Annotated in this window: 25 protein-coding genes; 10 read left to right on the top strand and 15 right to left on the bottom strand. The window is 60.6% G+C overall.

Going from position 1 to position 20,011, the window contains the following annotated elements:
* Positions 1-166 precede the first annotated feature (166 nt).
* The 4 genes from ftsY to rpoH all read left to right on the top strand — a co-directional run bounded on the left by ftsY (position 167) and on the right by rpoH (position 4,345).
* Positions 167-1,687, top strand: coding sequence for a signal recognition particle-docking protein FtsY (gene ftsY, locus JUI81_RS18500; protein WP_096479419.1), 1,521 nt, complete (start codon positions 167-169; stop codon positions 1,685-1,687).
* Positions 1,684-2,355: a cell division ATP-binding protein FtsE gene (ftsE, locus tag JUI81_RS18495; protein ID WP_018928694.1), complete on the top strand. Its 672-nt coding sequence runs from the start codon at positions 1,684-1,686 to the stop codon at positions 2,353-2,355. The genes ftsY and ftsE overlap by 4 nt, the downstream gene beginning before the upstream one ends.
* Complete coding sequence (gene ftsX, locus JUI81_RS18490; RefSeq protein WP_018928695.1) at positions 2,352-3,377, top strand: permease-like cell division protein FtsX; 1,026 nt, start codon at positions 2,352-2,354, stop codon at positions 3,375-3,377. The genes ftsE and ftsX overlap by 4 nt, the downstream gene beginning before the upstream one ends.
* A 113-nt stretch (positions 3,378-3,490) precedes the next feature.
* Positions 3,491-4,345, top strand: a complete 855-nt coding sequence (gene rpoH, locus JUI81_RS18485) for an RNA polymerase sigma factor RpoH (protein ID WP_007897890.1) — start codon at positions 3,491-3,493, stop codon at positions 4,343-4,345.
* A 99-nt stretch (positions 4,346-4,444) separates the two neighbouring features.
* Here rpoH and mtgA read toward each other — a convergent pair whose 3' ends face one another.
* Entirely contained in the window at positions 4,445-5,167 is a 723-nt protein-coding gene (gene mtgA, locus JUI81_RS18480) for a monofunctional biosynthetic peptidoglycan transglycosylase (RefSeq protein ID WP_019580606.1), read from the bottom strand.
* Positions 5,168-5,241: 74 nt separating this feature from the next.
* Between mtgA and JUI81_RS18475 the strand changes: the two genes are divergently transcribed.
* The 4 genes from JUI81_RS18475 (at position 5,242) to trmB (ending at position 7,497) form a co-directional block, all read left to right on the top strand.
* Entirely contained in the window at positions 5,242-5,613 is a 372-nt protein-coding gene (locus tag JUI81_RS18475; RefSeq protein ID WP_019580607.1) for a DUF423 domain-containing protein, read from the top strand.
* Positions 5,614-5,703: 90 nt separating this feature from the next.
* Entirely contained in the window at positions 5,704-5,904 is a 201-nt protein-coding gene (thiS, locus tag JUI81_RS18470) for a sulfur carrier protein ThiS (RefSeq protein ID WP_007897898.1), read from the top strand.
* A gap of 63 nt (positions 5,905-5,967) precedes the next feature.
* Positions 5,968-6,762, top strand: a complete 795-nt coding sequence (locus tag JUI81_RS18465) for a thiazole synthase (RefSeq protein ID WP_007939343.1) — start codon at positions 5,968-5,970, stop codon at positions 6,760-6,762.
* 9 nt (positions 6,763-6,771) lie between these two features.
* On the top strand, positions 6,772-7,497 hold the full coding sequence (trmB, locus tag JUI81_RS18460) for a tRNA (guanosine(46)-N7)-methyltransferase TrmB (RefSeq protein ID WP_018928698.1): 726 nt from the start codon (positions 6,772-6,774) through the stop codon (positions 7,495-7,497).
* A gap of 70 nt (positions 7,498-7,567) precedes the next feature.
* Here the strand turns inward: trmB and JUI81_RS18455 are convergent, their stop codons facing one another.
* From JUI81_RS18455 to JUI81_RS18410, 10 genes are all read right to left on the bottom strand, one after another.
* Positions 7,568-7,891 carry a DUF3392 domain-containing protein gene (locus JUI81_RS18455; RefSeq protein WP_018928699.1) on the bottom strand — a complete coding sequence of 108 codons (324 nt, stop codon included), beginning with the start codon at positions 7,889-7,891 and terminating at the stop codon, positions 7,568-7,570.
* A gap of 9 nt (positions 7,892-7,900) precedes the next feature.
* Positions 7,901-9,103: a radical SAM family heme chaperone HemW gene (gene hemW, locus JUI81_RS18450; RefSeq protein ID WP_239077710.1), complete on the bottom strand. Its 1,203-nt coding sequence runs from the start codon at positions 9,101-9,103 to the stop codon at positions 7,901-7,903.
* Positions 9,100-9,696, bottom strand: coding sequence for an RdgB/HAM1 family non-canonical purine NTP pyrophosphatase (gene rdgB / locus JUI81_RS18445; RefSeq protein WP_007939349.1), 597 nt, complete (start codon positions 9,694-9,696; stop codon positions 9,100-9,102). The genes hemW and rdgB overlap by 4 nt, the downstream gene beginning before the upstream one ends.
* Positions 9,693-10,127, bottom strand: coding sequence for a DUF4426 domain-containing protein (locus JUI81_RS18440; RefSeq protein WP_019580610.1), 435 nt, complete (start codon positions 10,125-10,127; stop codon positions 9,693-9,695). The genes rdgB and JUI81_RS18440 overlap by 4 nt, the downstream gene beginning before the upstream one ends.
* 26 nt (positions 10,128-10,153) lie before the next feature.
* On the bottom strand, positions 10,154-10,774 hold the full coding sequence (gene metW, locus JUI81_RS18435; protein WP_007939351.1) for a methionine biosynthesis protein MetW: 621 nt from the start codon (positions 10,772-10,774) through the stop codon (positions 10,154-10,156).
* A 7-nt stretch (positions 10,775-10,781) separates the two neighbouring features.
* Complete coding sequence (locus JUI81_RS18430; RefSeq protein ID WP_019580611.1) at positions 10,782-11,921, bottom strand: homoserine O-acetyltransferase; 1,140 nt, start codon at positions 11,919-11,921, stop codon at positions 10,782-10,784.
* Between the two features lie 96 nt (positions 11,922-12,017).
* Positions 12,018-12,311 (bottom strand): DUF167 domain-containing protein, encoded by a 294-nt coding sequence (locus JUI81_RS18425; protein WP_028939079.1) that lies wholly within the window; start codon positions 12,309-12,311, stop codon positions 12,018-12,020.
* Positions 12,312-12,315: 4 nt separating this feature from the next.
* Entirely contained in the window at positions 12,316-12,906 is a 591-nt protein-coding gene (locus tag JUI81_RS18420) for a YggT family protein (RefSeq protein ID WP_019580613.1), read from the bottom strand.
* A gap of 10 nt (positions 12,907-12,916) precedes the next feature.
* Positions 12,917-13,735, bottom strand: coding sequence for a pyrroline-5-carboxylate reductase (gene proC / locus JUI81_RS18415; RefSeq protein WP_028939078.1), 819 nt, complete (start codon positions 13,733-13,735; stop codon positions 12,917-12,919).
* A gap of 34 nt (positions 13,736-13,769) precedes the next feature.
* A complete protein-coding gene (locus tag JUI81_RS18410) occupies positions 13,770-14,456 on the bottom strand; it encodes a YggS family pyridoxal phosphate-dependent enzyme (protein ID WP_204124793.1) in 687 nt (228 codons plus the stop codon).
* A 195-nt stretch (positions 14,457-14,651) separates the two neighbouring features.
* On the opposite strand from JUI81_RS18410, the gene JUI81_RS18405 reads away from it, so the two are divergent.
* Positions 14,652-15,686, top strand: coding sequence for a type IV pilus twitching motility protein PilT (locus JUI81_RS18405; protein ID WP_019580616.1), 1,035 nt, complete (start codon positions 14,652-14,654; stop codon positions 15,684-15,686).
* 156 nt (positions 15,687-15,842) lie between these two features.
* On the opposite strand, the gene JUI81_RS18400 is transcribed toward JUI81_RS18405, so the two are convergent.
* Complete coding sequence (locus tag JUI81_RS18400; protein WP_019580617.1) at positions 15,843-16,463, bottom strand: C40 family peptidase; 621 nt, start codon at positions 16,461-16,463, stop codon at positions 15,843-15,845.
* Positions 16,464-16,713: 250 nt separating this feature from the next.
* Between JUI81_RS18400 and JUI81_RS18395 the strand changes: the two genes are divergently transcribed.
* The gene (locus JUI81_RS18395; RefSeq protein ID WP_019580618.1) at positions 16,714-17,145 is read left to right on the top strand and encodes a TM2 domain-containing protein; all 432 of its coding nucleotides are present in this window, start codon (positions 16,714-16,716) and stop codon (positions 17,143-17,145) included.
* A gap of 37 nt (positions 17,146-17,182) precedes the next feature.
* Here JUI81_RS18395 and JUI81_RS18390 read toward each other — a convergent pair whose 3' ends face one another.
* The 3 genes from JUI81_RS18390 to pyrR are packed head-to-tail and all read right to left on the bottom strand — an operon-like array spanning position 17,183 to position 19,986.
* The gene (locus tag JUI81_RS18390) at positions 17,183-18,454 is read right to left on the bottom strand and encodes a dihydroorotase (protein ID WP_018928710.1); all 1,272 of its coding nucleotides are present in this window, start codon (positions 18,452-18,454) and stop codon (positions 17,183-17,185) included.
* Entirely contained in the window at positions 18,451-19,455 is a 1,005-nt protein-coding gene (locus JUI81_RS18385) for an aspartate carbamoyltransferase catalytic subunit (RefSeq protein ID WP_007939362.1), read from the bottom strand. The genes JUI81_RS18390 and JUI81_RS18385 overlap by 4 nt, the downstream gene beginning before the upstream one ends.
* A gap of 27 nt (positions 19,456-19,482) precedes the next feature.
* The gene (pyrR, locus tag JUI81_RS18380; protein ID WP_019580619.1) at positions 19,483-19,986 is read right to left on the bottom strand and encodes a bifunctional pyr operon transcriptional regulator/uracil phosphoribosyltransferase PyrR; all 504 of its coding nucleotides are present in this window, start codon (positions 19,984-19,986) and stop codon (positions 19,483-19,485) included.
* Positions 19,987-20,011 lie beyond the last annotated feature (25 nt).

Genomic DNA, 20,011 nt, shown 5'->3' with positions numbered 1-20,011 from the left:
CGATGCCGTTCCAGTCCTTCGTATTAGTCGACCTTTGAGGCGCCGTTGGCTCCTCGACAAAATGTTGCGCGTGAACAAGCTGGATGAATCGCAGTCTGTTCAGCATCGAATTTTTATTTGCCGAGGCGCCTATTGGCGCGTCGCTACCGTGAGATAGCCGTCCTCCATGTTTGGTTCCAACGACGACAAGAAGACCCCAGCTGCGGCTGGTGAGAAGAAAAGCCTGTTCGGATGGCTGCGCAAAAAGCCGCAGGAACCCGTTGTCGAACAGCCACAGCCACTTTCTGAGCCAACCCCGGCACCGGTTATAGAGCAAAAGCCTGCGCCGATTGCCGAGCCGGTGCTGCAACCTGCGGCCGCGCTCGTACCTGAAACCGAAGTCGCGGCCCCATTGCCGCTGACGCCAGTTGCCACGCCGTGGCTGACATTGCCGGTAGCGGAAGAGCCGGTGGCGCTGGTTGAAGATGAGCAAGCGCCGCACATCACGCCACCGATTCCGGCCCCGACTGCGTTTGCTCCGGAGCCGGTTCGGGCGCCAGTGGTTGAGCCGGCAGTCGTTGCACCGGCAGCCGTTCCACCCGTGTTCGTGGCCGAACCTGCTCCAGTGGTTCCAGAGCCTGCAGTGCCAGCATTTGTTGCTCCGGTTGCTCCGGTTGCTCCAGCGCCTGCGCCTGCACCCGTCATCGCTCCTGTTGCCGCCACACCGGTTGCGCCCCTCGAAACTCCAGTCGAGCCTGTGCGTACCGAAGAGACCAAAGCCGGTTTCTTCGCCCGTCTCAAGCAAGGCCTGTCCAAGACCAGCGCCAGCATTGGCGAGGGCATGGCCAGCCTGTTCCTCGGCAAGAAAACCATTGATGACGAACTGCTCGAAGACATCGAGACCCGACTGCTGACCGCCGATGTCGGCGTCGAAGCGACGTCGGTGATCATTCAGCGCCTGACTCAGAAAGTCGCCCGCAAGGAGCTGGCCGATGCCGACGCGCTGTACAAATCCCTGCAAGCCGAATTGGCAGCGATGCTCAAACCGGTCGAGCAGCCGCTGAAAATCACCTCGCAGAACAAGCCGTTCGTGATTCTGGTGGTCGGCGTCAACGGTGCCGGCAAAACCACCACCATCGGCAAGCTGGCGAAGAAGCTGCAACTGGAAGGCAAGAAAGTCATGCTCGCCGCTGGTGACACCTTCCGCGCCGCGGCGGTCGAGCAACTGCAGGTCTGGGGCGAGCGCAACAAGATCCCGGTGATCGCCCAGCACACCGGCGCCGACTCGGCTTCGGTAATCTTCGACGCCGTGCAGGCCGCCAAGGCCCGTGGCATTGATGTGTTGATCGCCGACACCGCCGGTCGCCTGCACACCAAAGACAATTTGATGGAAGAGTTGAAGAAGGTTCGCCGGGTGATCGGCAAGCTCGACGCCGACGCACCTCATGAGGTGCTGTTGGTGCTCGACGCCGGTACCGGCCAGAACGCCATCAACCAGGCCAAGCAATTCAACCAGACCGTCGAATTGACCGGCCTGGCGCTGACCAAACTCGACGGCACCGCCAAGGGTGGGGTGATTTTCGCCCTGGCCAAGCAGTTTGGCTTGCCGATCCGTTACATCGGCGTTGGTGAAGGCATCGACGATTTGCGTACTTTTGAAGCAGAACCCTTTGTCCAGGCATTGTTTGCCGAGCGGGAGCGTTCATGATTCGTTTCGAACAGGTCGGTAAACGCTACCCGAACGGTCACGTCGGCTTGCATGAGCTGAGCTTTCGAGTCCGTCGGGGCGAATTTTTGTTTGTCACCGGCCATTCCGGCGCGGGTAAAAGCACCTTGTTGCGGCTGTTGCTGGCCATGGAACGTCCGACCACCGGCAAATTGCTGCTGGCCGGGCAAGACCTGAGCACCATCAGCAACGCACAGATTCCGTTCCTGCGCCGACAGATCGGCGTGGTGTTCCAGAACCACCAGTTGCTGTTCGATCGCACGGTGTTCAATAACGTCGCGTTGCCGTTGCAGATCCTTGGCCTGTCCAAGGCCGAAGTCGTCAAGCGCGTGGACTCGGCCCTGGAGCGCGTGGCGCTCTCGGACAAAACCGATCTCTACCCTGGCGACCTGTCTACCGGCCAGCAACAGCGCGTCGGCATCGCTCGCGCCATCGTTCACCGCCCGGCCTTGCTGCTGGCGGATGAACCGACCGGTAACCTCGACCCGCGTCTGGCGGCAGAAATCATGGGCGTGTTCGAAGACATCAACCGCCTGGGCACCAGCGTGCTGATCGCCAGTCACGACCTGGCGCTGATTGCCCGCATGCGTCATCGCATGCTGACCCTGCAGCGTGGTCGATTGATCGGCGACGGGGAGGCCGGCGTATGAGTGCGACACGTAGCCCCAAGGTTTCCGAGCGCGTGGCCCCGAAGGCCGCCGATCCGCAACCACAGCAGAAGAAAAAACGCGACGATGACGATGGCCCGGATTTCGCCACGCTGTTCCGCGCCTGGATCGAAAGTCATCGTGCCAGTTTGCTGGACAGCTTGCGTCGCTTGGGCAAGCACCCAATCGGCAGTTTTTTCACCTGCATGGTGATGGCGGTGGCCCTGAGCTTGCCGATGGGCCTGTCACTTTTGCTGAATAACGTCGAGCGTCTCGGTGGCTCCTGGCAGCGTGCGGCGCAGATTTCCCTGTACCTGCAACTTGAGGCCAGCCCTGCCGAGGGTGAGTCGTTGCGTGAGCAGATCAAAGGCATGCCGGGCGTAGCGGATGCCGAATACGTGGGTCGTGATCAGGCGCTGGAAGAGTTCCAGCAGCAGTCCGGTCTGGGCGAAGCCCTCAAGGAACTGCCGGAAAACCCGCTGCCAGGCGTGGTTCTGGTGACTCCGAAAGAGGTCGACAAGCCTGCGCTTGAAGCATTACGACAAAAACTTTCCGAGTTGCCGAAGGTACAACAGGCGCAACTTGATCTAGTCTGGGTCGAGCGTCTGGCGGCCATCCTCAAGCTGGGCGACCGTTTTGTCTTCGGTCTGACCGTGCTTTTGGTTTCTGCATTACTTTTGGTGATAGGCAATACCATTCGTCTTCATATTGAAAACCGCCGCACAGAGATAGAAGTGATTAAACTCGTCGGCGGCACGGACAGTTATGTGCGCAGGCCCTTTCTGTACATGGGCGCGCTATATGGCTTCGGTGCGGGGATTCTTTCCTGGGGCGTATTGGCGTTCGGCCTGAACTGGCTGAACGACGCGGTGGTTGGACTGGCCGGTTTGTACGGCAGTGATTTTGCGCTGGCCGGAGTGCCAGTTGCCGACGGTCTGTCGCTCTTGCTTGGCGCGGTGCTGTTGGGGTATATCGGTGCATGGATTGCAGTCGCACGCCACCTGCGGGAGCTTGCGCCAAAGTAATATCATTTTGCTCGTATTGACCTTTCAGCGTTTATGGGAACTTGTTTTTTGGTTTCCGGTCAATTTTCGCAGTGCTGAACTGCACGAGTTATGTAAGTCGGAGGTTTTTTCGTATGACCAATTCTTTGCAGCCTGCATATGCTCTGGTCCCGGGTGCGAACCTGGAGGCCTATGTGCACACGGTGAACAGCATTCCATTGCTGACGCCAGAGCAGGAGCGTGAACTGGCCGAGAGTCTCTATTATGAGCAGGATTTGGGGGCGGCTCGGCAGATGGTGCTCGCCCACCTGCGTTTTGTCGTACACATTGCCCGTAGCTATTCCGGTTACGGCCTGGCCCAGGCTGACCTGATCCAGGAAGGCAACGTCGGCCTGATGAAAGCGGTCAAGCGTTTCAACCCGGAAATGGGTGTGCGCCTGGTGTCCTTTGCGGTGCACTGGATCAAGGCGGAAATCCACGAGTTCATCCTGCGCAACTGGCGGATCGTTAAAGTCGCGACCACCAAGGCTCAGCGCAAGCTGTTCTTCAACCTGCGCAGCCAGAAGAAACGTCTGGCCTGGCTGAACAACGAGGAAGTCCATCGTGTGGCGGAAAGCCTCGGTGTAGAGCCGCGGGAAGTGCGCGAGATGGAAAGTCGCCTGACCGGCCATGACATGGCCTTCGACCCGGCCGCGGAAGCGGACGACGACAGTGCCTTCCAATCGCCGGCCAACTACCTGGAAGACCACCGGTACGATCCGGCTCGTCAACTGGAAGACGCCGACTGGAGCGACAACTCCAACCACAACCTGCACGAAGCGCTTGAAGTGCTGGACGACCGCAGCCGCGACATCCTCTACCAGCGCTGGCTGGCAGAAGAAAAAGCCACGCTGCACGACCTGGCGCAGAAGTACAACGTGTCGGCCGAGCGTATTCGTCAGCTCGAGAAGAGCGCGATGAACAAGCTCAAGTTGTCGATCGCTGCGTAACTGCGGCAACGGCAATAAAAAACGCCCCGATCATTGATCGGGGCGTTTTTGTTTCTGCCCAATTTCCGGTTTAGCGTCGACCTTGTGGGATCTTCGGTGTCATTGAGCCCATGGCGCCCGGCGGGAATCGTTGAGGCCGACCAGATAGCTGTCCCCGCCCAGCTGATTCATCTGCTGGCGAATCCACCCGGCCCGCCTTGCAACGTAAGAAGTCGGATGGCTGGCACTCCACACCCGCGGGTTCGGCAGTACCGCGGCCAGCAAACTTGCCTGCTGCCGGGACAGCGAACCAGCGCCCACGCCAAAGTGATGCCGGGCCGCCGCTTCGGCGCCGAACACGCCTTCATCCCACTCGACGCTATTGAGGTATACCTCAAGAATCCGCTGCTTGGGCCAGAACACTTCGATCAATCCGGTAAACCAGGCTTCCAGGCCTTTACGCAGCCAGCTGCGGCCAGACCACAGAAACAGGTTTTTCGACACTTGCTGGCTCAGGGTGCTGGCGCCGCGAATCGAGCCGCCGCGCTCGTTATGTGCAAACGCCGCCTGAATCGCACTGAAATCAAAGCCCCAATGCTCGGGAAACTTCTGGTCTTCGCCGGCAATCACCGCGACTTTCAGGTCGTCGGAGATTTCATCCCAGGGTTTCCAGGTGCGTTGCAGATCGATCGGCTCGCCGTCGACCCAGGATTCGATCTTGCGCTCGACCATCAGTGCCGTTCCTGGTGGCGGTACCACCCGAAACAGCAGAACCAGCAAAACACTGCCGGCCGCGAACCAGAGCAGGGCCTTTGTGAAACGACGGAAAATTAACTGCAGCATAGAGATGGCTTGGCCGAACCCGTTGAGCCGGCCATTATACAGACCCTGCTGATCGAGTCTGACTGGAGTTCTTCATGCTGCGTGGCTTTCTGATGCTTGCCGCTTTCTTCGGATTCACCGGCGTTGCCTTGGGCGCATTCGCTGCCCACGGCCTGAAAAACCGCCTGACGCCTGAGTATTTGGCGATTTTCCACACGGGCGTCACTTATCAACTGGTGCATACCCTGGCGTTGCTGGGTGTGGCGCTGCTGGCCACGCAGATTCCCGGTCGTCTGATTACCTGGGCCGGCGCGTCTTTTGCTCTCGGCATTGTGTTGTTTTCCGGCAGCCTGTACCTGCTGACGATGACCGGCGTCAGCAAGCTCGGGATCGTTACACCGTTCGGCGGTCTCGCGTTTCTGGTCGGCTGGGTTTGCCTGGGGCTTGCCGCCTGGCGGCTGAGCTGACCACGCAGTCCATTTCGTGACGAATGGCTTGGGTCGCCAAGTCTGATCGGGCTAGAATGCCAGCCCCTAAAAATGATGGCGGCATTCGGCATGCGCATTCAGTTGAACGGCGAATCCCTTGAACTGCCCGACGGTGAAACCGTTGCGGCCCTGCTGACCCGTCTGGAACTGACCGGGCGCCGGGTGGCGGTCGAGCTCAATCTGGATATCGTCCCGCGCAGCCAGCACGCTGAAACCACGCTGAACGACGGCGACTCGGTCGAAGTGGTACACGCCATCGGCGGCGGCTAGCCGTCTGGCCCGAGCGGCCACAGAATCATTGTGCAAGAACCTCACCCCAACAGAGGATTTCCCATGAGCATCGTTCGTAGCGACAAGCCCTTCGTCCTGGCCGGTCGTACTTACCAGTCGCGTTTGCTGGTAGGCACCGGCAAGTACCGTGACATGGAAGAAACCCGCCTGGCCATCGAGGCTTCGGGTGCCGAGATCGTCACCTTCGCCGTGCGCCGGACCAACCTCGGCCAGAACCCGGGCGAACCGAACCTGCTCGAAGTCCTGTCGCCGGATCGCTACACCTTCCTGCCGAACACTGCCGGTTGCTACGACGCCATTGAAGCCGTGCGCACCTGCCGCCTGGCCCGTGAGCTGCTCGACGGCCACAACCTGGTGAAGCTGGAAGTGCTGGCGGATCAGAAAACCCTGTTCCCCAACGTGATCGAAACCCTCAAGGCCGCCGAAGTGCTGGTCAAGGAAGGCTTCGACGTGATGGTGTACACCAGCGATGATCCGATCATTGCCCGTCAACTGGCGGAAATTGGCTGTATCGCGGTCATGCCGCTGGCTGGTCTGATCGGCTCGGGCCTGGGGATCTGCAACCCGTACAACCTGCAGATCATCCTCGAAGAGGCGAAAATCCCGGTGCTGGTGGATGCCGGTGTCGGTACTGCCTCCGACGCCACCATCGCCATGGAGCTGGGCTGTGAAGCGGTGCTGATGAACTCGGCCATCGCCCATGCCCAGCAGCCGATCATGATGGCTGAAGCCATGAAACACGCCATCGTGGCAGGTCGTCTGGCCTACCTCGCCGGGCGCATGCCGAAAAAACTCTATGCCAGCGCCTCCTCGCCGCTGGATGGTCTGATCAAGTAAGAGCCATTGATGACTGAATCAAACGACACGCCTATCCAGCAGGAAGAAGGCGAAGAGCGCCAACACCGCCGTATCAAGAGTTTCGTGATGCGCGCCGGGCGCATGACCGAAGGCCAGCAACGCGGCCTGGAGCAGGGCGCTCCGCTGTTCGTACTGCCCCTGGCCGATGCGCCGGTGGATTTCGATCAGGTGTTCGGCCGTTCGGCGCCGCGCTCGTTGGAAATCGGTTTCGGCATGGGCCATTCGCTGCTGGAAATGGCCGCGGCTTCGCCGGAGCAGGATTTCATTGGCGTTGAAGTTCACCGTCCGGGTGTCGGCGCGCTGCTCAATGGCGTGCTGACTCAGGGCCTGACCAACCTGCGTGTCTACGATTGCGATGCGATCGAAGTGCTCAACCGTTGCATCGCCGACAATAGCCTCGACCGCCTGATGCTGTTTTTCCCGGATCCGTGGCACAAGAGCCGTCACCACAAGCGTCGTATCGTTCAGGCATCGTTCGCTGAACTGGTGCGCAGCAAGTTGAAGGTCGGCGGTGTGTTGCACATGGCCACCGACTGGGAGCCGTACGCCGAGTACATGCTGGAAGTGATGAACGTCGCCCCGGGCTATCGCAACCTCGCCGAAGACGGCAAGTGCGTCCCGCGCCCGGCCGAACGCCCGATCACCAAGTTCGAACGCCGCGGCGAACGTCTTGGGCATGGCGTGTGGGATCTGAAGTTCGAAAAGCAGTCCTAAGCCGTAACGCAATACAAAATGTGGGAGCGGCGGTGCGCCGCTCCCACATTTTTTTGTGTGTTATTCGAAGTCAGCGGCGGTCTGCCACAACCCCGATCAACACCAGCACCACCAACAACACCGGCGCCAGGCTGTAGTTGTTGAACTGGCTCAGGCCTTTGATGATCCATGGCGTGGCATAGATCAGCGCTACGCCGCTGCCGACCATGCACAGCAGGGCCATCAGCGGGATGCGCAAGGCGCCGGCGATGCTGCCCAGGCGTTGGTCGACCCAGCCCTTGAGGTCGGCGCCAAACAGCACCAGCAGGCAGCCCACCAGTGCCAGAGAGATTTCCGACAGGTTGCTACGGCTCCAGCGGGACACGGTGGCGAGCAGGTCGAGTACCAGATCCATTCGATTTCCTTATGTCAGAAAAGTCTGCAGCAAGTCATTGAGAAAGAGTTGTCCGCGCATCGTGGCTGCCAGACGTGACGGTTCGACCTGCAACAAGCCACTTTGTTCGGCCTCGCGGCGGCCTTCGGCAAGGCTTTCCAGGGGCATCCCGGTGCGCTCCGGATACAACCGCGCTTCGACACCCTCGGTCAGGCGCAAGGCGTTCATCAGGAACTCGAACGGCAGTTCTTCGTTGGTCAGCGCTTTCTCGCCAGCCTTGAAGCTTTTGGCTGGATTGAGGTAATCCTTCGGCAGGCGAGTCTTCCAGGTGCGTACGATGCGCCCGTCCGGATGGCTGAGCTTGCCGTGGGCACCGGCGCCGATGCCGATGAAGTCGCCGAAACTCCAGTAATTGAGGTTATGCCGCGCCGGACGGCCGGGCTGGGCATAGGCCGAGACTTCGTACTGCGCGTAACCGTGCTCGGCCAACAGTGCCTGGCCGGCCTCTTGAATGTCCCACAGGGCGTCATCTTCCGGCAGCGTCGGCGGCTGGTTCCAGAACACCGTGTTCGGCTCCAGGGTCAGCTGATACCAGGACAGGTGCGTCGGCTTCAGGGCGATGGCCTGGCGCAGGTCGCTCAGGGCATCGTCCAGCGTCTGATCGGGCAAACCGTGCATCAGGTCCAGATTGAAGTTGTCGAAGCCAGCCTGGCGCGCCATGTCGGCGGCACGCACGGCTTCATCGCCGTTGTGGATCCGCCCCAGCGCCTTGAGTTTTTCTTCCTGAAAACTCTGGATGCCGATCGACAGGCGATTGATGCCCAGCGCCCGGTAAGCGCGGAATTTCTCCTGCTCGAACGTTCCTGGGTTGGCTTCCAGGGTGATTTCTATGTCGCTGGCAAACGCAATGCGTTGCTCGACACCCTTGAGCAAACGGCCCAACGCCTCGGCGCTGAACAGGCTCGGTGTGCCGCCGCCGAAGAATATCGAGCTCAGCTCGCGGCCATAGACCGCATGCAGGTCCTGATCGAGGTCGGCGAGCAAGGCGTCCACATACTCTTGTTCCGGCAGCACCGGGCTGGCGGTGTGGGAGTTGAAGTCGCAATAAGGGCATTTGCGTACACACCACGGGATGTGGATGTACAGCGCCAGGGGCGGCAGCACAGGCAAAGCGGCCCGAGGCGATTGCGCGCCGCCGAAGATCAGCGGCGACGCGGATGATTCAATGGTCATTTCAAGCCCAGACGCTGGCGCAGCAGATCCATTGCACGGGCGCGGTGACTGATCTGGTTCTTGTCGCTGGGCTTAAGCTCGGCGCTGGAGCACTCGCGTTCTGGCACCCAGAACAGCGGATCGTAGCCAAAACCGTGCTCACCGCTGGCCTGGGTCAGGATGCGCCCATGCCACAGGCCTTCGCAGAGGATTGGCAACGGATCGTCGGCATGACGCACCAGCGCCAACACGCAGACGAATTGCGCGCCGCGCTCCGCTTGTGGCACGTCTTTCATGACGTCGAGCAGTTTGGCGTTGTTCGCCGCATCGCCCTTGCCATCAGCATAACGGGCCGAATAGATACCCGGCGCGCCGCCGAGGAAATCCACCGCCAGCCCCGAATCGTCGGCCAAGGCCGGCAGGCCGGAAATGCGCGAGGCGTTGCGGGCCTTGAGAATGGCGTTTTCGACGAACGACAGGCCGGTTTCTTCAGGCTCGACGCTGCTGAACTCGCCGATCGAGCGCAAGTGCACCGATTCGCCGAGCATGGCCTGGAGTTCCTTGAGTTTGCCGGCGTTATGGCTGGCCAATACGAGTTGCGTGAAATTGATCATTCGCCGGGGAAGAGCTCTTGGTTGAAATTGATGGTGTTGATTTTGTCGCCGGTCTGCACCTTGATTTCAAAGGTGCGGATTTCCTGCTGTGGCACCGGGTACTGGGCGATGTAGTAGACCGCGCCTGTTTCGGTGATCTGTTTGAACTTCAACGGGACGCTTTGGCTGGTCAGGTCTTTGACCGTCCCGCTGACTTGCGCCGTTTGCGGTTTGCCGTCCTTGAGTACCGAAATGTTGATCACGCCCAGGTTTTTACTGCGAGTCAGCTCAGCCGCTTTGGCAATGTCCGGTGTCAGGAAGGTCGAGTTGAAGGTGTTGTAGTGCACCGTCACGTCGCCAAAGGTTTCCTGGCGCTCACCTTTGATGACGTCGGCGGCCATGGCGGTGACGCTCAGGCAGGCAGTAAGTACAAACAGCGCTAGACGACCCATGATCGTTCTCCTCGAAGTGTCGTGATTCAGACCGCGACCTTGTGGTCCGGCAGACCGGGGCTGCTGACGCGATAGATGCCGATCTCACCTAACAGATTAGGCCATAGCTTACTGGCCCACCCGTGCCGATGCTGTTGATCCACGGCAAGTCGATCAATGACCTTGGCTTCACGTTCGCGACACAGCGCTTCAAAGTCTTCGAAGGTGCAGAAGTGAATGTTTGGCGTGTTGTACCAGGTGTACGGCAGAAACTCCGAAACCGGCATCCGACCCTTGCTCGCCAGGTACCAGCGGCAGCGCCAGTGGCCGAAGTTGGGGAAGGTGATGATGCACTGGCGACCGACCCGCAGCATTTCGTCGAGGATCTTGTCCGGGTAATGCACGGCTTGCAGGGCCTGGGTCATGACCACGATGTCGAAACTGTTGCTGGCAAAGTTGCCCAGGCCTTTGTCCAGGTCCTGCTCGATGACGTTGATGCCTTTGGCGACGCACTCGGCAATGTTGTCCGGGTCGTTTTCCAGGCCATAGCCGGTGACCTGCTTGTGGTCACGCAGCCAGGTCAGCAGCTCGCCATCACCGCAGCCGAGGTCGAGCACGCGGCTGCCGGCGGGGATCCATTCCTGGATGATTTCCAGATCGGCTCTCATGTCTTCCTCAAAGCGATATGCGGTTCATGTAATTGCTGAAGGCCTGCAAGTAACGCGGGATCGGAATCAGGAAGGCATCGTGGCCTTGCGGAGCGTCGATCTCCAGGTAGCAGACGTCTTTCCTGGCCGCCATCAGCGCGTCCACCAGCTCCCGCGAGCGGGCAGGGGAGAAACGCCAGTCGGTGGTGAAGGACATCACGCAGAACTTGGCTTTCGCGCCTTCGAAGGTTTTCGCCAGGTCATCGTCGAAGTTCGCCGCCGGATCGAAGTAATCCAGCGCCTTGGTCATCAGCAGATAGGTGTTGGCGTCGAAACGTCCGGAAAACTCCTCGCCTTGATAGCGCAGGTAGCTTTCGACCTGGAACTCGACACTGTGGAAGTCGTAGTTGAGCTTTTCGCTCTTCAGGCCGCGACCGAATTTTTCGCCCATGGAGTCATCGGACAGGTACGTGATGTGCCCGACCATTCGCGCCAGCATCAGCCCGCGCTTGGGGATCACCCCGTATTCCTGGAATGAACCGCCGTGGAACTCCGGGTCGGTAAGAATCGCCTGGCGTGCGACTTCGTTGAACGCGATGTTCTGCGCCGACAGTTTCGGTGCCGAGGCGATCGCCAGGCAGTGCCGCACGCGATCCGGATAGGTGATGGTCCACTGCAAGGCCTGCATGCCGCCCAGACTGCCGCCGATCACCGCCGCCCATTGGCCGATGCCGAGCAGGTCGGCGAGACGCGCCTGGCTGTGTACCCAGTCTTCCACGGTCAATACCGGGAAATCGGCGCCGAACGGCTTGCCGGTTTCCGGATTGATGCTGCTGGGGCCGGTGGAACCGTTGCAACCGCCAAGATTGTTCAGGCTGACCACGAAGAACTTGTTGGTGTCGATCGGTTTGCCGGGGCCGATGCAGCTGTCCCACCAACCGGGTTTGCGGTCGTCGGGGCTGTGGAAGCCGGCGGCGTGATGGTGACCGGACAAGGCGTGGCAGATCAGCACGGCATTGCTCGCCGTGGCGTTCAGCGTGCCGTAGGTTTCATAGATCAGGTCATAAGCGGGCAGCGAACGGCCACAGGCCAAGGCCAGGGGTTCACTGAAGTGCGCCACTTGCGGCGTCACCAGACCAACAGAATCGGGGGGGAAGGCAGCTGGCATCGACCCTGCTCTCATTGAAATGAGGCGTAAGTCTAAAGACCGCTGTGGCTAGCGGCAAGCAAAGGCCGGGCCTGATTTTCCCTCGCCACATTGAGGTCAGGCCGGGCGCACCAGATTCGGCAAATCCGGCAGCTTCTTCGGCGAACAGATCCGCACCCGCTTCTGCCGGTTCAGCTCTCCGCTGATCAAGCTGACCTGACTCTTGGAAACCCCGAACGCCTTGGCCAGAAACGCCATCAGATACGCGTTGGCCTTGCCTTCGACAGGCGGTGCGGTCAGGCGGATCTTCAGGCGATCACCGTGCAGCCCGGCGAAATCATCGCTGCGGGCCGCAGGTTGCAGGTGACATTCCAGAATCAGGTCATCACCGTCCCAGCGAAAGTAGCTCACCGGGTCAGATCAGCAGGCGCAGGATTTGCGGCATCATGGTCAACGCCGCGAGGTTGTTGATCACCAGCATGTCGATCAGCTTGAGCACCATGAACGCCAGGATCGGCGAGATATCCAGGCCGCCGAGGTTTGGCAGAATCTTGCGGAACGGCGCCAGGGCCGGCTCGCAGATCTGGTTCACCAGCTCGGCGCCGGGGTTATGGCTGCCCGGCGCGACCCAGGACAGGATCACGCTGATGATCAGGGCATAGAAGAAGATATTCAGGAACAGCGCCGTTACGCCGATCAGCGACCAGATCAGCAATTGCAGCGGGTTACCGGTGGTGCCGAAGGTCAGCAGCAGGGTCAGGGCCATCAACGCCAGTTGTACGAGGATTGCCAGCACCAGCGAGGACATGTCCAGGCCGAACAGGCTCGGGATGATCCGGCGCAGTGGCTTGAGCAGTGGCTGGGTGGCTTTCACGGCGAACTGGCACAGCGGGTTGTAGAAGTTTGCGCGCACCAGTTGCAGCACGAAACGCAGCAGCACGATCAGCAGGTACAAACTGCCGAGGGTTTGCAGCACGTAAATCGCTGCAGTGTTCAATCCAATCATGTAAGGCTCCTTATTTGCCCAGTTGTTCGGCCATCTCGGCCGAGCGGTGCGCGGCGGCGCCGAGTGCTTTTTCCACCAGGGCTTCGAAGCCGCCAGCCTGGAACGATTTGATCGCCGCTTCGGTGGTGCCCGCAGGCGAGGTCACGCGGCGACGCAGTTCAGCGGCGTCGACATCGCTGGCGACTGCCATGTGTGCAGCGCCCAGCGCGGTTTGCACAGTCAGTTGTGCAGCAATTTCGGGTGGCAGGCCGAGCTTCACGCCAGCGGCGGTCATGGCTTCGATCAGCAGGAAGAAATACGCAGGGCCGGAGCCGGAAACGGCAGTGACCGCGTCCAGTTGCTGTTCTTCGTCCAGCCACAAAGCAATGCCGACCGCCGACAGCAGTTCTTGGGCCTGCTGGCGTTGCTCGGCGCTCACTTGGGCCGTGGCATACAAGCCACTCACACCCTGGCGCAGCAGAGCCGGGGTGTTGGGCATGCAGCGCACAATCGGCTGGGCACCCAGCCAGTTGTTCATGCTGGCGCAGGTGATGCCGGCCGCAATCGACACCACCAGCTGGTTCGGCTTGAGGCTTGGGCGAATGGCTTCGCAAACGACTTTCATCGCCTGGGGTTTGACCGCCAGTACGACCACGTCCACGCCCTCTATGGCTTGGGCGTTGTCGGCAAACACTTCGATGCCGTGTTCGGCTTTCACGCGGGCACGGGTTTCTTCGCCCGGATCGCTGGCGCGGATCTGCGCGGCGTCCAGACCTTTGGCGCGCAGGCCGCCGATCAGGCTGGCGGCCATGTTGCCGGCTCCGATAAAGGCAATACGAGTCTTGCTCATGTCAGGTCCTTATAGAGAGGTGAGTCAGCCATGTTCATGGTCGACTGTAATCGCGGGCGCCAAACAGGGCCGTACCGATGCGGACCCAAGTGGCACCCTGGGCGATGGCCGACTCGAGGTCGTGGCTCATGCCCATGGAAAGTGTGTCGAGTGGCAGGTTCAGGCTGGCTTGCAGGCTCTGCACGGCAGCAAAGGCGGCGTCCTGGGCGGCGCGATCTTCAGTCGGCTCGGGAATCGCCATCAGCCCGCGCAATTTCAAACGCGGCAGCGCACTGATGGCATTGGCCAGGGCGGGCAGGTCAGCCGGGGTGCAGCCGGATTTGCTGGCTTCACCACTGACGTTGACCTGGATGCAGATGTTCAAGGGCGGCAAATCGGCAGGGCGCTGTTCGGACAGGCGTTGTGCGATTTTCAAACGATCCACGGAGTGCACCCAGTCGAAGTGCTCGGCGATAGCACGAGTCTTGTTCGATTGAATGGGGCCGATGAAGTGCCAGATCAAGGGCAGGTCGGCCAACTCGAGCTGTTTGCCCAAGGCTTCCTGCAGGTAGTTTTCGCCAAAGTCGCGGATCCCGGCGGCATAGGCTTCACGCAGGGCCTCGGCGGGCTTGGTTTTGCTCACGGCCAATAGCTGGATGCTGTTCTCATCGCGGTGGGCGGCTTTGGCTGCTGCCTGGATGCGTGAACTAACCTGAGCAATGTTGTCTGCTATCGTGGACATCAAATCCTGCCTGAAAAGTGCCTACACTCGATCATGCGGCGTTAAAAGTCGACTCAGAATGCTCATTGACTGACGTCAACTCCGCTTCTTCGCCGACTTTTGCCTTGCCTGATCATCGCTCGGCGACTTTTCAGGCGAGGATTAGGCGCCAGCGGTCTGAAGGTTCGCGGCATTCTACTGGAATTGAGGAGCGCTATGGATATCACTGAGCTGCTGGCTTTCAGCGCCAAACAAGGCGCGTCCGACCTGCACCTGTCCGCCGGCCTGCCACCGATGATCCGTGTCGATGGCGATGTGCGACGCATCAACTTGCCGGCCCTGGACCACAAGGAGGTGCATGAGCTGATCTACGACATCATGAACGACCTCCAGCGGGTGGACTTCGAGAAGCATCTTGAAACCGACTTTTCCTTCGAAGTGCCCGGCGTGGCGCGTTTCCGGGTCAACGCCTTCAACCAGAATCGTGGCGCGGGCGCGGTATTCCGGACCATTCCGTCGAAGGTCCTGAGCATGGACGACCTGGGCATGGGGGACGTGTTTCGCAAGATTACCGAATCCCCCCGAGGCCTGGTGCTGGTGACCGGCCCGACCGGTTCCGGCAAGTCCACCACGCTGGCGGCGATGATCGATTACCTGAACAACCATCGCCATCACCACATACTCACTATCGAAGACCCCATCGAGTTCGTCCACGAATCGCGCAAATGCCTGATCAATCAGCGTGAAGTCCATCGCGACACCCGCAGCTTTGCCACGGCCTTGCGCTCGGCCCTGCGTGAAGACCCGGACGTGATTCTGGTGGGGGAAATGCGTGACCTGGAGACTATTCGGCTGGCATTGACCGCTGCCGAGACCGGCCATCTGGTATTCGGTACGCTGCACACCACCTCGGCGGCGAAAACCATCGACCGGGTGGTGGACGTGTTTCCGGGTGACGAGAAATCGATGGTGCGCTCGATGCTCTCCGAGTCGTTGCTGGCGGTGGTGTCCCAGACACTGATCAAGAAAGTCGGTGGCGGGCGGGTTGCCGCACACGAAATCATGCTCGGCACCTCGGCGATCCGTAACCTGATCCGTGAAGACAAGGTGGCGCAGATGTACTCGTCGATTCAGACCGGTGGGTCGCTGGGGATGCAGACGCTGGATATGTGTCTGAAGGATCTCGTGACCAAGGGCGTGATCAGTCGCGAGCATGCGCGGGAGAAGGCGCGGTCGCCGGATAATTTTTGAGGGTTGGAGCGCGACCTGTGGCGAGGGGGCTTGCCCCCGTTCGGCTGCGAAGTAGTCGCAAACTCGGGCGATGCGGTCTTTCTAGTAACGCTTGGTGGCAGGTTTTGGGGCCGCTCCGCGGCCCAACGGGGGGCAAGCCCCCTCGCCACAATCGGATCAGCGCTGTACGACGCGCAGTTGATTCGGTTCTTTCGGCAGAACCCGCTTGGCAACCACGTAGTGGTTATCCCAGTACGGCTTCTTCAGGGTGTCGATGCTTACCGACTTGCCACGGCGTGGTGCGTGGATGAAGCGGTCGTTGCCCAGGTAGATGGCCACATGATTGACCCGGCGGCTCTTGATGTTGAAGAAGATCAGGTCGCCTGGCTTCAGTTCGTTGCGATCGACTTTCTCACCGTGACCGCTGGCCATGGCATTGGAGGTGCGTGGCAGGTCGAAGGTGGCGTCGTTGAACGCGTATTTCACCAGGCCGCTGCAATCGAACCCTTTACTTGGGCTGCTGCCACCCCAACGATAAGGAGTGCCGAGCACGTTTACCGCGCGGCTCAACACGTTGCTGCTTTCCTTGGTCGCCATCGGCGGGACCAGCTTGCCGTTGGCGCTGCTCAGTTGGGTGGAACGCTTAACTGTTTGTTGGTTTTTGCTCGAAGGAGCAGAAACATGGGATTTTGGGGTGTAACCATTAACGTTCGGAAGACGTTGCTCACGATTGGTGGCGTGGGCGGCCAGAGGCAATAATAGGCAAATGGTTAGCCATGTCTTGAAAAATGGACGCATTAGGCAAGGCTCGTATGGGTTAGCGCGCAACTTTATAACAGCTTTTTTGTCCCTTCCGAGGCCGTTGGTCGATTCAACCTTGGGGTCAACGGAACCAAATAAGCGGCAATTTGGCGCAATTGTCGGACACAAGTCAGGTGTTACAAGGCTTTGACGGGACCCAAGGTAGCATTCGCCGTATGTCGGCTGCCTGTAAAAAAGTCACAAAGAATTAAAGAATATTTCTCTATCGCGTGAATCGAGGCCATCCATGAACACCTATCGACAACCCGTTTCACAACAAGACACGCACAGCAAAGTGATCGGTTACCTGCTGTGGATTTTCGGTTTTACCGGGGCTCACCGCTTCTATTACGGCAGGCCGGTGACCGGGACGATCTGGTTTTTGACCTTGGGCTTGCTGGGAATTGGCTGGTTGATCGACGTGTTCCTGATTCCGGCCATGGATCGTGAAGCAGACCTGCGCTTTACCGCCGGCCCCATCGAATACAACGTCGCGTGGATTCTGCTGACGTTCCTTGGAGTATTCGGCGTACACCGGATGTATCAGGGGAAGTGGATCAGCGGGTTGCTGTACCTGGTTACGGGTGGGTTGTTCTTTCTGGGGGTGTTGTATGACTTCTGGACGCTGAACGATCAGATTTCGATTCGTAACGCGCAGAACAGAGGCGCCTTCCAGTAAGTTGTGATGAGGGAGCAAGCTCCCTCATCACAGGGTTTTACGCCTGGTGGCTGATCCGCCCATCCACCAGGGTGTAACGCACTACGCCCGGCAGGCTGTGGCCAATGAACGGGCAGTTTTCGCCCTTGGACAGCCAGGTTTCACCGGCCACGGTCGAGGCCGTCGGGTCAAACAGCACGATGTCTGCCGCGCCACCTACTGCCAATTTCCCTGCCGGCAGGCGCAACGCCTCGGCAGGGCCGGCACTCAGGCGTGCCAACAGCGTCGGCAGGTCGAGCAAACCGTCTTCCACCAAGGTCATCGCCAGCGGCAGCAGCAGTTCAACGCTGCTGATGCCCGGTTCGGTCGCGCCGAACGGTGCCAGCTTGGCGTCGCGCTCATGGGGCTGGTGATGGCTGGAGATGGCGGATACCACGCCGGACTTCACCGCTGCCCGCAGGCCATCGCGGTCGGCGCGGGTGCGCAGCGGCGGCTGGACGTGATAGAGGCTGCTGAAGTCGATCAGCGCTTCGTCGGTAAGGATCAGTTGATACAACGCCACGTCCGCCGTGACCTTCAGCCCGCGAGCCTGGGCCTGAGCGATCAGCGCTACGCCGCGCGCGCTGGTGAGCTGGCTGAAGTGCGCACGTACGCCGCTTTGCTCGACCAGCAGCAGATCCCGGGCCAGGGCCACGGTTTCGGCGGTTTCCGGAATGCCCGGCAGACCGAGGAAGCTTGCGGTCGGGCCTTCATGGGCCAGGCCACCTTCGGCCAAGTCGTGATCCTGCGAGTTGAAAATCACCGTCAGGTCGAACGTCGCCGCGTATTCCAGTGCCCGGCACAGGGTGCGGGTGTTGCGGAAGCTCTCCAGGCCATTGCCGAAGGCCACGCAGCCGGCATCGCGCAAGGCGACCAGTTCAGCCAGTTGTTCGCCGTCCAGGCCTTTGCTCAGGGCGCCGATCGGGAAAACTTTGGTGTTGCCGGCCTCACGAGCACGGTCGAGGATCAGTTCGGCCACGGCCGAGGTGTCCAGCACCGGTTTGGTTTTCGGCGGGCAGCACAGGCTGGTCACGCCGCCGGCGGCGGCTGCGCGGGTTTCGCTGGCGATCGAGCCTTTGCGGCTGTAGCCCGGCTCGCGCAGGGCAACGTTCAGGTCAACCAGACCCGGGGCGGCCACCAGGCCCTTGGCGTCGATGGTGTCGACGGCAACAAAACCGGCTGGAGCGGCGCCCAGGGCGACGATCTTGCAGGCTTCAACATGGATGTCAGTCACTTGATCCAGGCCGCTGGCCGGATCGATAACGCGTGCGCCGAGAATGCTGAGCTTCACTGGGCGTTCTCCTGCTCGAATTGGCGCTGGGCTGTTTGCCCGCTCATGGCCATGGACAGCACGGCCATACGAATCGCGATGCCGTAGGTCACCTGGTTGAGGATCACCGAGTGCGGACCGTCGGCCACCGCCGACTCAATTTCCACCCCACGGTTGATCGGCCCAGGGTGCATCACGATGGCATCGGGTTTGGCACCGGCCAGGCGCGCGGTGGTCAGGCCGAACAGGCGGTAGAACTCGCCTTCGCTCGGCAGCAGGCCGCCGGTCATGCGCTCACGCTGCAAGCGCAGCATGATCACCACGTCGACGTCTTTCAGGCCTTCGGTCATGTCGGTGTAGACCTTCACACCGTATTGCTCGATGCCGATCGGCAGCAGGGTTTTCGGCGCGATCACGCGGATGTCCGGGCAGCCGAGGGTTTTCAGGGCCAGCATGTTCGAGCGCGCCACCCGCGAGTGCAGGATGTCGCCGACGATGGCCACCGAGAGGTTTTCGAAGCCACCCTTGTGCCGACGAATGGTGAGCATGTCGAGCATGCCCTGGGTCGGGTGCGCGTGACGGCCGTCGCCACCGTTGATGATCGCCACTTGCGGGCAGACATGTTCGGCAATGAAGTGCGCCGCGCCAGAATCACCGTGACGCACGACGAACATGTCGGCGGCCATGGCTTCGAGGTTGCGCAGGGTGTCGAGCAGGGTTTCGCCCTTGCTCGCCGACGACGTGGACACGTTCAGGGTGATCACGTCGGCCGACAGCCGCTGGGCCGCCAGTTCGAAGGTGGTGCGGGTGCGGGTGGAGTTCTCGAAGAACACATTGCACACGGTCTTGCCGCGCAACAACGGGACTTTCTTCACCGCCCGGGCGCCGACTTCGAGGAACGAGTCGGCGGTGTCGAGGATTTCCGTCAGCAGCTCGCGGCGCAAACCGTCGAGCGAGAGGAAGTGGCGCAGCTGGCCCTGATCATTGAGCTGCAGCGGGCGCTTGGTTTCTAGAGGCGTCATCGCGAGGGGGACTCTCAATAGGGCGAATTAAAGGGCGAGGTCTTGCAGTTCGAGCTTGAGTTCCGGACCGGACAGCTTCACCCGTTCGTGGGCCGCCAGTGACAGGGTCGCGCCGACGACATTCGGGCGGATCGGCAGCTCAGCGGCGTCCAGGTCCAGCAGGCACACCAGCGTCACGCTGGCCGGGCGACCGTAGTCGAACAGTTCGTTCATCGCGGCACGGATCGTCCGACCGCTCATCAGTACGTCGTCGATCAGCACCAGATGCTGGCCTTCGATCTCGAATGGCAGCGCCGAAGGACGCACTTGCGGGTGTAGGCCGCTCTGGCTGAAGTCGTCGCGGTAGAAGGACACATCAAGGGTGCCCAGCGGCGCGTCGCTGCCCAACTCCTTGAGCAACGCCTGAGCGACCCAGATGCCACCGGTCCGAATACCGATATAACGCGGTTCGCTGATGCCACGGTTTTCCAGGTAAGCCTTGAGACGGATCGCCATCTGGCTGATCAGTTCGGCGGGATTAGGCAGGCTCATGGTTTGCTCCTTCTTGGTCCCGAGC

Origin of the sequence: Pseudomonas sp. 008 (assembly GCF_016861935.1) — a bacterium.
Lineage (GTDB): Bacteria > Pseudomonadota > Gammaproteobacteria > Pseudomonadales > Pseudomonadaceae > Aquipseudomonas.
Note: the sequence above shows the minus strand (reverse complement) of the source record. Positions and strands in the feature narration are given on the sequence as shown.

Bases quoted from the DNA above. Each gene is read 5' to 3' on its own strand.
- JUI81_RS18405 (WP_019580616.1), top strand. From the start codon at position 14,652: ATGGATATCACTGAGCTGCTGGCTTTCAGCGCCAAACAAGGCGCGTCC.
- hemW (WP_239077710.1), bottom strand. From the start codon at position 9,103: ATGACCATTGAATCATCCGCGTCGCCGCTGATCTTCGGCGGCGCGCAA.
- JUI81_RS18395 (WP_019580618.1), top strand. From the start codon at position 16,714: ATGAACACCTATCGACAACCCGTTTCACAACAAGACACGCACAGCAAA.
- JUI81_RS18400 (WP_019580617.1), bottom strand. From the start codon at position 16,463: ATGCGTCCATTTTTCAAGACATGGCTAACCATTTGCCTATTATTGCCT.
- JUI81_RS18475 (WP_019580607.1), top strand. From the start codon at position 5,242: ATGCTGCGTGGCTTTCTGATGCTTGCCGCTTTCTTCGGATTCACCGGC.
- mtgA (WP_019580606.1), bottom strand. From the start codon at position 5,167: ATGCTGCAGTTAATTTTCCGTCGTTTCACAAAGGCCCTGCTCTGGTTC.
- rpoH (WP_007897890.1), top strand. From the start codon at position 3,491: ATGACCAATTCTTTGCAGCCTGCATATGCTCTGGTCCCGGGTGCGAAC.
- JUI81_RS18420 (WP_019580613.1), bottom strand. From the start codon at position 12,906: ATGATTGGATTGAACACTGCAGCGATTTACGTGCTGCAAACCCTCGGC.
- JUI81_RS18440 (WP_019580610.1), bottom strand. From the start codon at position 10,127: ATGGGTCGTCTAGCGCTGTTTGTACTTACTGCCTGCCTGAGCGTCACC.
- pyrR (WP_019580619.1), bottom strand. From the start codon at position 19,986: ATGAGCCTGCCTAATCCCGCCGAACTGATCAGCCAGATGGCGATCCGT.
- ftsY (WP_096479419.1), top strand. From the start codon at position 167: ATGTTTGGTTCCAACGACGACAAGAAGACCCCAGCTGCGGCTGGTGAG.
- JUI81_RS18465 (WP_007939343.1), top strand. From the start codon at position 5,968: ATGAGCATCGTTCGTAGCGACAAGCCCTTCGTCCTGGCCGGTCGTACT.
- proC (WP_028939078.1), bottom strand. From the start codon at position 13,735: ATGAGCAAGACTCGTATTGCCTTTATCGGAGCCGGCAACATGGCCGCC.
- JUI81_RS18455 (WP_018928699.1), bottom strand. From the start codon at position 7,891: ATGGATCTGGTACTCGACCTGCTCGCCACCGTGTCCCGCTGGAGCCGT.
- JUI81_RS18410 (WP_204124793.1), bottom strand. From the start codon at position 14,456: ATGTCCACGATAGCAGACAACATTGCTCAGGTTAGTTCACGCATCCAG.
- metW (WP_007939351.1), bottom strand. From the start codon at position 10,774: ATGAGAGCCGATCTGGAAATCATCCAGGAATGGATCCCCGCCGGCAGC.
- trmB (WP_018928698.1), top strand. From the start codon at position 6,772: ATGACTGAATCAAACGACACGCCTATCCAGCAGGAAGAAGGCGAAGAG.
- ftsX (WP_018928695.1), top strand. From the start codon at position 2,352: ATGAGTGCGACACGTAGCCCCAAGGTTTCCGAGCGCGTGGCCCCGAAG.
- thiS (WP_007897898.1), top strand. From the start codon at position 5,704: ATGCGCATTCAGTTGAACGGCGAATCCCTTGAACTGCCCGACGGTGAA.
- JUI81_RS18430 (WP_019580611.1), bottom strand. From the start codon at position 11,921: ATGCCAGCTGCCTTCCCCCCCGATTCTGTTGGTCTGGTGACGCCGCAA.
- rdgB (WP_007939349.1), bottom strand. From the start codon at position 9,696: ATGATCAATTTCACGCAACTCGTATTGGCCAGCCATAACGCCGGCAAA.
- ftsE (WP_018928694.1), top strand. From the start codon at position 1,684: ATGATTCGTTTCGAACAGGTCGGTAAACGCTACCCGAACGGTCACGTC.
- JUI81_RS18385 (WP_007939362.1), bottom strand. From the start codon at position 19,455: ATGACGCCTCTAGAAACCAAGCGCCCGCTGCAGCTCAATGATCAGGGC.